The organism is Solirubrobacter deserti (assembly GCF_027587175.1).
GTDB classification, from domain to species: Bacteria; Actinomycetota; Thermoleophilia; order Solirubrobacterales; family Solirubrobacteraceae; genus Solirubrobacter; species Solirubrobacter deserti.
Window position 1 is genome coordinate 1 of the sequence record NZ_JAPCID010000093.1, and the last position, 12838, is coordinate 12838.

The following is a 12838-nucleotide window of genomic DNA, read 5'->3' on the forward strand; positions in this document are numbered from 1 at the left end:
GCGGCCGTCGCCGCGCTGCTTCACGCCCTCGCGGGGCGACTGGCCGCGCACGGCTCGCTCGCGGACGCGCTGCGGCGCAGCTCCGGGTTCGTCGAGGAGCTGGCGGAGTCGATCCGGCTGTTCTCGCTCAACGCGATCCTCGCCGCGCACCGGGTGCGGGACGCGGCCGCGATCGGCGCCGTGGCGGGGTTGATGAAGACGCGCTCGGACGCGGCCGGGCCGGACATCCTCGCGCTCGGGGGCGAGATCGAGCAGGCTGCGGCGGCGCTCGAGGCCGCGAGCGTGCGGGTCGCCGCGGGCCTGCTGCAGGCGGAGGCGCTGCCGGCCGCGCCGTTCGTCGCGGAGCCGCTGGCGAACACCCTCGACGCCGTCGCCGACGGGGCGGCCGCGCTCGACGCGGCGCTCGGTGCCCTGGCGGCGCGGTCGCACGCGGTCGAGGAGCACCTCAAGACGCTGCGCTTCCTCGAGTTGCAGGGCCGGATCGAGGCGGCGCGGGCCGACGACACGCAGCACGTGCGGATGCTCTTCGAGGAGATCGGCCAGCAGGTGCGCCAGGCGGGCGACGAGCTGCGCGCGTTCTCGGCGGTCGCGCTGCGGGGCGGGGACGCCGACGTGCGTGAGGCGCGCCGGCTCGCGGCGGCGTTGCGGACCTGACGGTCCGCAACGCGAACCTCGCGCGCTGGGCGAAGCTGCCAGGAGTGCCGATGCGCCCTGGAGATGACCACTGCCGAGCGACCCTTCAGCGTCGATCGAGCTGCAGGACTTCTCGGCCCCTGGGCGCGCGCGAGGACCGCGACGACGGGGCGCGGCGCGCGACTCCGGGCGCAGGTCGCTGCTGTGCGCGACGCGGCTAGTCGAACAGCGCGTCCGGCGACACGCTCAGCCGCCGGGCGGTGACGACGGGCGCGCCACGCGGGTTCAGCGGATCATCCGGCAGCCGCGTGACGTCGCAGCACCCGAGCACCTCGTCCGTGAGGAACCGCGACGCCTTGCCGTACCCGTGCGCGTCGTCGATCCCGCGCGGGCGGTGGTGGTAGCGAACCGGGACGTACATCGACAGCGTCCGCCGGGCGCGGGTCATGGCGACGTAGAGCAGGCGGCGCTCCTCGTCGATCTGCTCGCTCGTGCCCGCGGACATGCAGGCCGGGAAGTTGCCGTCGTACACGGCGAGGACGTGCACGTGGTCCCACTCCAGGCCCTTGGCGGAGTGGATGGTGGAAATCGTCAGGTAGTCCTCGTCCAGGTGCGGCGGCTGCGCGAGATCGGCGCTCGACTGCGGCGGATCCAGCACGAGCTCGGCCACGAAGTGGCGCGGGTCGTTGGCCTGGTGGGCGGCGGCGACGAGCTGGTCGAGGTCCTCGACGCGCACGGCGCCGTCCGGGTAGCGGGCCTTCACGAGCGGCGCGAGCACGTCGCGCAGGGCCTCGGCGCGCACGCCGGGACGCTGCTCGTCACGCGCGACGATGAGCGCCGCGACCAGCTCGTCCGCGCTCGCGCGGGCGCGCTCCGGGATGACCTGGCGCGCCGTGTACCACTCCGCGAGCCGGTCCGGGACCGCGGCGAGGCGCCCCTCGCCGGCCTCCTCGCGCGCGGAGGCGGAGAGGCCGCGCCGGAAGCTCGCCGCGCCTTCCTCGAGCTCCGCCTCGGGATCCGCCGGCTCGGCGCCCGCCATCAACCCGATCGCCTTGCGCGCGCTCGCCGGGCCGAGCCCTTCGACCAGCTGCAGCACGCGGAACCACGCGATGTCGTCCGCGCCGTTGTCGGCCAGGCGCAGCAGCGCGACGAAGTCCTTGACGTGCGCGGCCTCGAGGTACTTCAGGCCGCCGTACTTGACGAACGGAATCCGCCGGCGATGCAGCTCGAGCTCCAGCAGGTCGGAGTCGTGCGAGGTGCGCATGAGCACCGCCTGCGAGCGCAGGTCCGACCCGTTCTCGCGCGCCTCCAGCACGCGCGAGGCAACCTCCTCGGCCTGCGCGCCCTCGTCGCGCAGCCACACGACCCGCGGGCGCACGCCGCCCGGACGGTCCGCCCGCAGGCGCTTGGGGAACGCGCGCGACGCCTGCGCCGCGACCGCGTTCGCCGCGTCCAGCACGGGCTGGGTGGAGCGGTAGTTGTGCTCCAGCGTGACCACGCGGGTCCCCTCGAAGTGCGACGGGAAGTCGAGGATGTGCGCGGCGCTCGCCGACCGGAAGCCGTAGATCGCCTGGAAGTCGTCGCCGACCGCCGTCACCTCGCAGCCGTAGCCGCCCAGCGCCCGCGCGAGGTCCACCTGCAGGCCGTTGACGTCTTGGTACTCGTCGATCAGGACGTGGTCGAACGACGACGCCAGCCGCGGCCCGATCACCTCGTCGCGCGCCAGCGCCCGCCACATGAGCAGCAGGTCGTCCAGGTCGATCACGCCCAGCTCGCGCTTGCGGACCGTGTACTCGCGAAACAGCGCCGAGATCGCCTCGCGGTGCTCGTCCACCCACGGGAAGTGCTCCGCGATCACGCCCGACAGCGGCGCCTGCGCGTTCACCGTGCGCGAGTAGAGGTCCAGCAGGGTGCCCTTCTTCGGGAACCGCGACCCGCGCGCCGACCCGTGCCCGGCCTCGACGCGCAGCAGGTCGAGCACATCGGCCGCATCACCGGCGTCCAGCACGCCGAACCCCGGTGGCAGGCCGAGGGCGGAAGCGTGCCGCCGCACCAAGCGGTGCGCCACCGAATGGAACGTCCCACCGAGCACGCGCGAGGAGCCCGGCACCAATGCGCGCGCCCGCTGCAGCATCTCCCGCGCGGCGCGGCGGGTGAACGTCAACAGCAGGATGCGCTCTGACGGTATGCCCTCGGACACCAGCCACGCGACGCGCGTGCACAGCGTCGTCGTCTTGCCCGTGCCCGCGCCCGCGAGGATCAGCAGCGGCCCGCCGCGGTGCGTCGCCGCCGCCCGCTGCTGCTCGTTGAGCTCGTCCAGCCAGTGCCGCTCGTTCGTTCCCGCAACCGCCGCCATTTCGGCCTCACGCTACGTGGCGGTCCGGACGACTCCATTGAAGCCCTAGCGCACATCCCCTGACCGGTAATAGGATCGTCGGCGATGGAGGCCCATGTTCGCCCGCTGAGGGCCGATGCTGCTCGTAACCGCGCCCGCGTCCTGGACGCCGCGCGGATGGCCTTCGCCGAGGCCGGGCTCGACGTGGGGGTCGAGGAGATCGCCCGCCGCGCAGGCGTCGGCAAGGGCACGCTCTACCGCCGCTTCCCGACGAAGGAGGCGCTCGTGTGCGCCATCTTCGAGGACATCCTGCTCGAGTTCGAGCGCGTCTCCGCGGAGGCGCTCGAGGGCGATCAGCCGGGGCAGGCGTTCGTGCGCTTCCTGAACACGTGCGCCGTCATGCAGGCCGACAACCAGGGCTTCTACGACGTCGTGTCCCGCGTGGGCTCCAAGGTCACCACGGCCGAGCAGAGCGCGCGCTTCCGCAAGGCCGCGGCCGGCCCGCTGGAACGCGCGCAGGCCGCCGGCGTGGTGCGAGACGATCTCGCGGCCGACGACCTGCTGCAGATCTTCCGGATGATCGGCGCGACCACCCGCGAGTTCTCCGGCGGCCAGCCCGTGGAGGACTGGCGCCGCTACCTCAGCTTGATGCTGGACGCGATGCGCCCGGCGGCGGCGACCCAGTTGCCGCCGCGACTCGACCGTTAGACCGTCACCTTGAAGTGGGCGACGAGGGCGTTGAGCTCCTCGGCCGTGCGCGCCAGGTCGTTCGCGCTCGCCGCGATCTCCTGCGTCGACGCCGACGTCTCCTGCGTGGAGGCCGACACCTGCTCGGCGGAGGCCGAGGACTCCTCGGCGACCGCTGCGACCTCGCTGACGTCGCCCTCGGCGCGGGCCGAGTCGGCGGCGATCTGCTCGACCGAGGTCGCGATCTCCGCGATCCGGTGGCCGACGCCCTCGACGGCGGCGTCGATGCGCAGGAACGCATCACGCGTCTGCTCGACGGTGTGCACGCCTTCCTCGGTGCGCGCGGCGCCGTTGGCGACGACGCCCACGACCTCGCGCGTCTGCGCCTGCATCTCGCCGATGAGGGCGGAGATCTCGGCGGCCGCGACCTGCGACTCCTCGGCCAGCTTGCGCACCTCCTCGGCGACGACCGCGAACCCGCGGCCCTGCTCGCCGGCCCGCGCGGCCTCGATGGCGGCGTTGAGCGCGAGCAGGTTGGTCTGCTCGGCCAGCGCCGTGATCGTGCTGACGATGCCGCCGATGCGCTCCGAGCGCGACGAGAGGTCCTCGATCGCCGCGCCCACCGACGCCGAGGCGGCGGCGACGGAGCGGATGGCGTCCGTGGCGGACTCGGCGGCGGCGACGCCCTCGCGGGCCATGTCGCGTGCCTCGGCGGCCGCGCGGGCCGTCTCGGAGGCCGTGCCGGAAGAGGCGGCGGCCGCGGCCGAGGCCTCCTGCACGGCGAGCCGCGTGGACTCGACCATGCGCACCTGGCGCTCGGCGCCCTGCGCGACGTCGTTGACGGCGTGGGCGATCTCGCCCGCGGCGCGGCCGGCCTCGTCCGAGGACGAAGCGACCTGCTGGGAGGCGGCGCTGACCGACTCGGCGGACTTGGTGACCTCGCCGATCAGGTTGCCGAGCTGCTCGCGCATCGCGCCGTAGGCGGAGATCGAGCGGTCGGCCTTGGCCAGCATGGCGTTGAAGGTGGTGGCGAGCTGGCCGACCTCGTCGCGCGAGGAGACGTCGATCGGCTCGGTCGTCAGCGACGCCTCGTGCGTGAAGTCACCGGCGGCGGCGGCTTCGAGGCCGCTCGTCAGCGACGTCAGGTCCTGCTCCTCGAGGCCGCGCAGACGCGCCATCAGGGCGCGCACCGGGCCGACGACGCTGCGCGTGATCAGGACCGCGATGGCGGTCGCGACCAGCAGCGCGACGATCAGGACGATCAGCAGCGTGCGCGAGGTCGAGCCGGCGCGGGCGGCGACGGCGTCGGCCGCCGCGTCGGTGCCCTTGCTGACGGTGCCCTGCAGGGTGACGATCTGCTTGGCGAGCGCGTCGGTCTGCGGGCTGATCTGCTCGACGTACAGGGTGCGCGAGCCGTCGCGCTCCTCCACGTTGTCCACCGTCTCCTGACGCGAGCGCTTGACCGCCTCGGTCACGAGGGCGCCCCACGCGGTGGAGTCCTTGAGGATCTTCGCCGCCTGATCGCCCGCGGGCGTGCCCTTCAGGAGCTCGGTGAGCGTCGTGGATTCGACGCGCGCCTCCTTGGACATCTGTTCGATGGTCGCCTGGAGCTCGTCCTGCGTCTCGAGGTCTCCGTCATAGACGTAGAGGTGCTCGACGGTCTCACGACCGACGCCCTGGAGATCCTGCGCGAGCGAGCCGGCGGCGGCCAACGAGCGGACGTCGCGGTCCGAGAGCCGCTGCGCGTCGTCACGGAACGTCCCGAACGCTTGCATTGCGGTCAGGGTGATCGCGAGCATGGCGACGGCGAGAAGTCCGAAACCGGCCCCCAGCCGGGCGGCGATCGGGAGGTTTGAGAGGCGCGACATAGTCCTGTCATCGGCCTGACGGATCGGGGCTTGATGAGGGAGATCTCATCTTTGCCGAATCTTTGCCCGCCAGATGAGCACCGCCCAATCGGCGACTGCCGACGCGAGGTGTCCGACGGGACCGGTGACCAGCCAGGCGGCAAGGCGCTCTGCCATACGCCTGCTTTGTATCGTTGACCGCCGATTTCATGGCTACCGACATCAGCACCACCCTCACCGAGCTCCCCGAGTCACGCGTTCGCGTAGACGCCGAAGTCGGCCCCGCCGAGGTCGAGCGCCGTATGACCCAGGCGGCCAAGCTCCTCGCTCGCAGCATCCGCGTCCCGGGCTTCCGCGCCGGCAAGGCCCCGGCGCCCGTCGTGATCAAGCGCGTCGGCCGGGAGGCGGTGCTCGACGAAGCGGTGCGTGAATCGCTGGGTGCGTGGTACCGCGCCGCGATCGACGACGCGCACGTGGTGCCGGTCGGCGAGCCCGAGGTGGATCTGAGCGAGCTGCCCAAGGAGGGCGAGCCGCTGAAGTTCTCGATCGAGATCGGCGTGCGCCCGAAGGCCGAGCTCGGCGAGTACAAGGGGCTCGAGGTCGCCAAGCGTGAGCCGGGCGTGCCCGACGAGCAGATCGACGAGGAGGTCGACCGCCTGCGCGAGCGCGCGGCGAAGCTCGACACCGTCGACCGCCAGGCCCAGCGCGGCGACTACGTGGTGATGGACTTCGTCGGCTCCGTCGACGGTGAGCCGTTCGCCGGCGGCGAGGGCCGCGACCAGATGATCGAGCTCGGTTCGGGCCGCCTCGTGCCCGGCTTCGAGGAGCAGCTCGAGGGCGCCGTCGGCGGCGAGGACCGCGACGTGACGATCACCTTCCCCGAGGACTATCCCGCGACCGAGCTGGCCGGGCAGGAGGCCCTGTTCAAGGTCACCGTGCGCGAGGTCAAGGCCAAGCAGCTGCCCGCGCTCGACGACGACCTGGCCGTCGAGGCCGGCTTCGACACACTCGACGAGCTGCGCGAGGACATCCGCTCGCGCCTGTCGGAGAACGAATCCCAGCGCGCCGAGGCCGAGTTCCGCGAGGCCGCCCTGGACGCCGCCGTCGAAGCCGCCACGATCGAGGTGCCGGACGCGCTCGTCGAGGCTCGTGCGCGCGAGATGTGGGACTCCATGCTCCACTCGCTCTCGCACCAGGGCATCGACCGCGCGACCTACCTGCGCCTCTCCAACTCGACCGAGGAGGAGACGATCGAGAAGGCCAAGCCGGACGCCGACATCGCGCTGCGGCGCGAGGCCGTGCTGGCCGCGATCGTCGAGGCCGAGCAGATCGAGCCCTCCGAGGAGGAGATGCTCGAGGCCGTGTCCGAGGCCGCCGGCCCCGAGCGCGTCAAGCCCGAGAAGCTGCTGGAGCGCCTGCGCAAGAACGGGCGCCTGGACAGCCTCAAGGACGACCTGTCCCAGCGCAAGGCGTGGGACATCGTGGTGGAGTCGGCCAAGCCGGTTCCGGCCACTGCGTCAGATTCCTGATCACACAACGCTCACATCCTGGTCGAACGACCCGGGTCGGCCCACGCGATGCCGTTGCTAGTCTTCGGCCGAGTGGATGGCACGGGCTGTCGACCATCTGAAGGATTCGAGCGTTCGAAGCGATAAGAAGCGAGGACCGTGAGCCCACTCGTACCGATGGTTGTCGAGCAGACGTCTCGTGGAGAGCGTGCGTTCGACATCTACTCCCGCCTCCTGAACGAGCGCATCATCTTCCTCGGGACCCCCGTGGACGACCAGATCGCGAACTTGATCGTGGCCCAGCTCCTGCACCTGGAGTCCGAGGACCCCGACAAGGACATCTCGCTCTACATCAACTCGCCTGGCGGGTCGGTGTACGCGGGCCTCGCGATCTACGACACGATGAACTTCATCAAGCCGGACGTGTCGACGATCTGCGTCGGCATCGCGATGTCGATGGGCGCGCTGCTGCTGACCGGCGGGGCCAAGGGCAAGCGCATGGCGCTCCCCAACGCCAAGATCCTGATCCACCAGGTGTCCTCGGGCTTCCAGGGTCAGGCCACGGACATCGAGATCCACGCCCGCGAGGTCATCGAGCTGCGCCGCAAGCTCGACGAGATCATCGCCGAGTCGACCGGCCAGTCGATCGAGAAGGTCAAGGGCGACACCGAGCGTGACTACTTCATGACCTCGGAGGAGGCCAAGGAGTACGGCATCATCGACCGGGTGATCTCCGAGCACTAGCCTGGTCTCATGGCGCGCCCGACGGACTCCAACGAGCAGCTCCTCTGCTCCTTCTGCGGCAAGTCGCAGCGGCAGGTCAAGAAGCTGATCGCGGGGCCCGGCGTCTACATCTGCGACGAGTGCATCGATCTCTGCAACGAGATCATCGATGAGGAGCTGACGGCTCCGCCCACCTTCGACATCGACAACCTGCCGAAGCCGAAGGAGATCTACGGCGTCCTCAACGAGTACGTCGTCGGGCAGGAGCAGGCCAAGCGCACGCTGTCGGTAGCGGTCTACAACCACTACAAGCGCGTGCAGATGATGCAGTCCGACGACACGGACATCGAGCTGCAGAAGTCCAACATCCTGCTGCTCGGCCCGACGGGCTGCGGCAAGACGTTGCTCGCGCAGACGCTCGCCCGCATCCTCAACGTCCCGTTCGCGATCGCCGACGCGACCGCCCTGACCGAGGCCGGTTACGTCGGCGAGGACGTCGAGAACATCCTCCTGAAGCTCATCCAGGCGGCCGACTACGACGTCAAGAAGGCCGAGACCGGGATCATCTACATCGACGAGGTCGACAAGATCGCCCGCAAGGCCGACAACCCGTCGATCACGCGCGACGTGTCCGGCGAGGGCGTCCAGCAGGCGCTGCTGAAGATCCTGGAGGGGACGACCGCTTCCGTGCCGCCGCAGGGCGGGCGCAAGCACCCCCACCAGGAGTTCCTCACGATCGACACGACGAACATCCTGTTCATCTGCGGCGGCGCGTTCGCGAACCTGGACAAGGTCATCGAGCGCCGGATCGGCCACAAGGGCGTCGGCTTCGCGTCGCAGATCGAGTCCAAGTCCGAACGGGACCTGGGCGAGCTGTTCGAGCAGACGCTGCCCGAGGACCTGATGCACTACGGGCTGATCCCGGAGTTCATCGGGCGCCTGCCGGTGTCCAGCGCCGTGCACCAGCTCTCGCGCGAGGATCTGATCACGATCCTGACCGAGCCGCGGAACGCGATCGTCAAGCAGTTCCAGCGCTTCTTCAGCTTCGACGGAATCGAGCTCGTGTTCTCCGCCGACGCCCTGCGCGCCGTGGCCAACAAGGCCCTGGAGCGCGACACCGGCGCCCGCGGCCTGCGCTCGATCATCGAGGAGATCCTCCTGGAGGTGCAGTTCGAGCTGCCCTCCCGGCGCGACGTCAAGAAGTGCGTCGTGACCAAGGAGACGGTGGAGCGCGGCGTCAAGCCGACGCTCGTCACCGAGGCGCCGGGCGAAGAGCCGCCCGCCGCCAAGTCGGCGTAACGGAGAACGCGAAGGTGGGGCAGCCCCGCCGCCCCACCCCGATCATCCGACCTTCGCGGCTCGTTACGCGAGCTGGAAGCGGCCGACGATCTGCTCGAGCTCGCGCGCGGTGTCGCTGAGCGACGCCGCGGAGGCCGCGATCTCCTGCGTGGAGGCCGACGTCTCCTGGGTGGAGGCGGAGACCTGCTCGGTGCTGGCGGAGGACTCCTGCGCGAGCAGGCTGACCTCGCCGATGCCCTGCTCCATCGAGCCGGCGTCCGCGGCGATGCGGTCGGCGACGCCGACGATGGCCTCGACGCGCGCGGTCATGCCGTCCACGGCCTGGCCGATGGCGAGGAACGCCTCGCGCGCCTGCTCGACGGTCGCGGCACCCTCCTCGGTGCGCGCGCTCGCCTGCTCGACGACGCCGACGACCTTGCGCGTGTCGCCCTGCATCTGCTCGATCAGGCCGGCGATGGTGGCCGCGGCGGCCTGGGACTCCTCGGCCAGCTTGCGGACCTCCTCGGCGACGACGGCGAAGCCCTTGCCCTGCTCGCCGGCGCGGGCGGCCTCGATCGCGGCGTTGAGCGCGAGCAGGTTGGTCTGCTCGGCCAGGCCGGTGATGGTGGAGACGATCCCACCGATCTGCTCCGAGCGCGCGCCCAGGTCGCGGATGGCGACGGCGGCCTCGGTGGCGGACTCGCGCACCGCGTGCATCGCGGCGGTGGCGTGCTCGGCGGCGCCGACGCCCTCCTGGGCGACGGAGGCCGCGTCGTTGACGGCGGCGGCGGTCTCCTGCGCGGCGGCGGCGGACTCGCCGACGCCGGCGGCGACCTCGGCGATCATCTGACGCGTGCTCTCGACCGAGTGCAGCTGGCGCTCGGCGCCCGCGGCGATGTTCGAGATCGCGCCGGCGATCTCACCCACGGCGCGGCCGGTCTCGTCGGACGTGGCGGCCATCTGCTGGGAGGCGGAGGCAACAGTCGTGGCCGAGCCGGCGACGGCGCCGAGCGTCTCGCGCAGCTGGTCGGACATGCGGCGCAGGCTCTGGCCGAGCGCGTCGTTCTCGCCGCGCGGCGTGATCTCGTGCGTGAGGTCGCCGGCGGCGATGCGGTCGGCGGTCGCGGCCGCGTCCTGGAGGTAGGCGATCATGCGCTCGAACTCGCGCCCGGCGTCGCCGAGCTCGTCGTTGCTCTTGATCGCGACGTTCTGGTCGACGTCGCCCTCGGCGATCCCGCGCGCGGCCGTCACGAGGCGCCCGGCCCCGCTGGACAGCGAGCGAGCGAGCCACCAGACAAGGGCGATCGAGATCGCGAGCGCCAGGGCGAGCAGCACGAGCGCGAACGTGCGCGTCGAGTCGGCGTCGCCGCGGACCTGGGCGATCGTGGTGTTCGCGAACCGCTCGTTGACCTCGTCGAGCGCGGTCAGCGCGGCCTTGGTGTCGTCCCAGGCCTTGTCGCCCGCGCCGTCGTTGATGAGGGCGAGCGCGGCGTCGGAGTCGCCCGCGTCCGCGAGAGCGGGTAGGTCGGTGGACGCTGACTGGTACTGCTTCCAGATGCCGATGAAGGCGTCGAGCGCGCGGCGGTCCTCGGCGCCCGTCAGCAGCTTGTCCTGGTAGCCGCTGATCAGGCCCTCGATCGTCTCGACATCCTCGGCGAGGTCCTCGGCGACGCCGGTACGGGCCTCGCCCGGGGTGGCGGCGACGTAGCGCAGCTGATCCCGGCGGAACTTGCCGGTCTGGTTCTTGAGCTCGCCCACGGTGCGGGCGGAGGGGAGCATCTTCTCGTCGAAGACCTCGGTGTCGGCGCTCATCTGGCTCGTGCCGCTGACGGCGGTCCAGCCGAGCAGCGCCATCAGGGCGAGCACTGCGGCGAAGGCCGCGAACAGCTTTGTCTTGATCGTGAATCTCATACGGCTGGCAGGGGTCTTCCATCGAAGGGACGTTGCTCATCTGATCGGCCGAATCCGGTTAGTCCTCAGTGGGTGAAGTGCGTTCACCCGCCTTTCGGTCAGCGTCCTGTCAATGCGATGGCTCGCGGTGTTGGCGTTGCTGCTCGGAGCGGTGGTCGCGGTCAGTGCGCCCCGTGCGGCGACGGTGGGGGCGGTCCGGCAGGACGACGACTGCATGGAGCGCCCGCTCGGACCCGTCCCCGCCTACTCGGTCGTCACCCGCGGCGACTTCGCTGAGTCCAACACCGAGGCCGACGGGCGCGTCGTCGCCGGCGGCCATGCGCGGCTGACGAACGCCGGCGTCGCCACGAAGCTGCCGGTCGACCCGTCCCGGGTCGACCTGGCGGTCGGCGGCGACCTCACGCTGGTCAACGCCGGCGTCAACAACGGAAGCGTCACCTACGGCGGCACGATCACGCCGGCCGGCTTCAGGGTGCCGAACGGCACCGTGACGCGGGCGGCGCCGCCGTTCGACCTCGACGCGCTGTTCGACGGGCTCCTGATCCGCTCGGTCTCCTGGGCCGGGCTCGATAACCAGGGCGATGTGGCGTTCGACGGCTACGCGCTGCGTCTCACCGGCACCGATACGACCCGGAATGTCTTCAACCTCACCGCCGCCGAGGCCGAGCGGGCCCGCGCGCTGTACCTGCGCGTGCCGGACGGAGCGACGACGCTGATCAACGTCAGCGGCGGATCGTTCGTCAACCACTTCGAGGGCGGCATGTTCATCTGGGACGAGGCCACCGACTTCGTGCAGGTCGGCAACCCGGCGCAGAACGCGGACCTCGAGGCGCGCCGTCGCGCGCTGCTCTGGAATTTCCCGAACGAGTCGTCGGTGACGCTCGGCCCGCCGGGTACCGCCTGGCAGGGCTCGGTGCTCGCGCCGCGCGCCCACGTGGGCCTGACCTACCAGCACATCTTCGGCTCGATCGCGGCCGAGTCCCTGAGCGGGACGGGCGAGATCGGCGTCAACCCGCCGAACCCCTGCCTGCCCGACCCGACGCCCTGCCCGACGCCGTCGCCGACGCCGACGCCGACCGGCACGCCGACGCCCACGCCGACCGAGATCCCGACGGTCTCGCCAACGGCTTCCCCGTCGCCGACACTGACGCCCAGCCCGACGCCCACGCCGACCGTCACGCCGCGGCCGACGCCGCTGCCCACGCCGACCCCGCTCCCGTTCGTCACGCCGACGCCGACGCCCCAGGAGCACGCGCCGAACGAGCCGCTCGGGCCCGGGGAGACGCCCGGGAGGGTCATCGTCGAGGGCGCCGACGCCCAGGTCGACGTCTGCAAGAAGGTCATGACCCCGGGCAACCGGGCCGTCGACCGGCGCCGGGTGCGCGCCGGCCAGGTCGTCAAGTTCCGGATCCGGGTCACCAACCTGGGCACCGACGTCGCCGACGACGTCGTCGTCTGCGACGTCGTCCCACGCGGGCTGGTCTTCGTCCGCGCCAGCGTGCGGGTGGTGTATCGCCGCGGCCGCCTGTGTGTCGTCATCCCGCACCTGACCGGCCAGCGCGAGGGCTTCGTGTGGCTGCGCGTGTCCCGCACCGCGAGCGGAAGGCTCACGAACCTCGCCGCGGTGACAAGCCGTGTCGGAGGCCGCCGCACGAACCGCGCCCAGGTGGAGGTGCGGCCCGTCCGGCCGTCCGGCGGCGGCGTGACCGGGTGATGCGTCGCGCGGCGGTGGCCGCGGCCACCGCGGCCGCGTGGGCGGGAGCCGTCGGCGCGGCACCGGCGTGGACCCCGGCGACCTCGCCTGCGGCCGCTCACGGCGTGGCGCCGGCTGCCGTCCGGGGCGTGGGGCCGGCCGCCCCCCCCCGCCCGGCCCAGTGGGATCGGAGGCAAGGCGGTCTGTGTGGCAAGGAGAGGGC

The 12838-nt window shown here is 71.7% G+C and carries 9 protein-coding genes; 6 read left to right on the plus strand and 3 right to left on the minus strand.

The annotated features are described in order from the left end of the window. Positions 1–654 (plus strand): hypothetical protein (locus OJ962_RS33530; RefSeq protein WP_270006920.1); only part of this gene is annotated, 654 nt, incomplete at its 5' end. Between the two features lie 196 nt (positions 655–850). Here OJ962_RS33530 and OJ962_RS33535 read toward each other — a convergent pair. Then, on the minus strand, positions 851–2989 hold the full coding sequence (locus tag OJ962_RS33535) for an ATP-dependent helicase (RefSeq protein WP_202953835.1): 2139 nt from the start codon (positions 2987–2989) through the stop codon (positions 851–853). 84 nt (positions 2990–3073) lie between these two features. Between OJ962_RS33535 and OJ962_RS33540 the strand changes: the two genes are divergently transcribed. After that, positions 3074–3676, plus strand: coding sequence for a TetR/AcrR family transcriptional regulator (locus OJ962_RS33540; protein WP_202953836.1), 603 nt, complete (start codon positions 3074–3076; stop codon positions 3674–3676). Here OJ962_RS33540 and OJ962_RS33545 read toward each other — a convergent pair. Next, a complete protein-coding gene (locus OJ962_RS33545) occupies positions 3673–5523 on the minus strand; it encodes a methyl-accepting chemotaxis protein (protein ID WP_202953837.1) in 1851 nt (616 codons plus the stop codon). The two genes, OJ962_RS33540 and OJ962_RS33545, sit on opposite strands and share 4 nt — an antisense overlap. Before the next feature lie 188 nt (positions 5524–5711). Here OJ962_RS33545 and tig point away from each other — a divergent pair, with 188 nt between their 5' ends. From tig to clpX, 3 genes are all read left to right on the plus strand, one after another. After that, entirely contained in the window at positions 5712–7031 is a 1320-nt protein-coding gene (tig, locus tag OJ962_RS33550; RefSeq protein WP_202953838.1) for a trigger factor, read from the plus strand. Positions 7032–7169: 138 nt separating this feature from the next. After that, a complete protein-coding gene (clpP, locus tag OJ962_RS33555; protein WP_202953839.1) occupies positions 7170–7754 on the plus strand; it encodes an ATP-dependent Clp endopeptidase proteolytic subunit ClpP in 585 nt (194 codons plus the stop codon). A 9-nt stretch (positions 7755–7763) separates the two neighbouring features. Then, complete coding sequence (gene clpX, locus OJ962_RS33560) at positions 7764–9032, plus strand: ATP-dependent Clp protease ATP-binding subunit ClpX (RefSeq protein ID WP_202953840.1); 1269 nt, start codon at positions 7764–7766, stop codon at positions 9030–9032. A gap of 63 nt (positions 9033–9095) precedes the next feature. On the opposite strand, the gene OJ962_RS33565 is transcribed toward clpX, so the two are convergent. Further along, positions 9096–10922 (minus strand): methyl-accepting chemotaxis protein, encoded by a 1827-nt coding sequence (locus OJ962_RS33565; RefSeq protein WP_202953841.1) that lies wholly within the window; start codon positions 10920–10922, stop codon positions 9096–9098. A 112-nt stretch (positions 10923–11034) separates the two neighbouring features. Between OJ962_RS33565 and OJ962_RS33570 the strand changes: the two genes are divergently transcribed. Next, on the plus strand, positions 11035–12636 hold the full coding sequence (locus OJ962_RS33570) for a choice-of-anchor A family protein (RefSeq protein WP_202953842.1): 1602 nt from the start codon (positions 11035–11037) through the stop codon (positions 12634–12636). Positions 12637–12838: the final 202 nt, after the last annotated feature.

Coding starts and splice junctions, on each gene's coding strand:
- OJ962_RS33535 (WP_202953835.1), bottom strand. CDS start 2,989: ATGGCGGCGGTTGCGGGAACGAACGAGCGGCACTGGCTGGACGAGCTC.
- OJ962_RS33540 (WP_202953836.1), top strand. CDS start 3,074: ATGGAGGCCCATGTTCGCCCGCTGAGGGCCGATGCTGCTCGTAACCGC.
- OJ962_RS33545 (WP_202953837.1), bottom strand. CDS start 5,523: ATGTCGCGCCTCTCAAACCTCCCGATCGCCGCCCGGCTGGGGGCCGGT.
- tig (WP_202953838.1), top strand. CDS start 5,712: ATGGCTACCGACATCAGCACCACCCTCACCGAGCTCCCCGAGTCACGC.
- clpX (WP_202953840.1), top strand. CDS start 7,764: ATGGCGCGCCCGACGGACTCCAACGAGCAGCTCCTCTGCTCCTTCTGC.
- OJ962_RS33565 (WP_202953841.1), bottom strand. CDS start 10,922: ATGAGATTCACGATCAAGACAAAGCTGTTCGCGGCCTTCGCCGCAGTG.
- OJ962_RS33570 (WP_202953842.1), top strand. CDS start 11,035: ATGCGATGGCTCGCGGTGTTGGCGTTGCTGCTCGGAGCGGTGGTCGCG.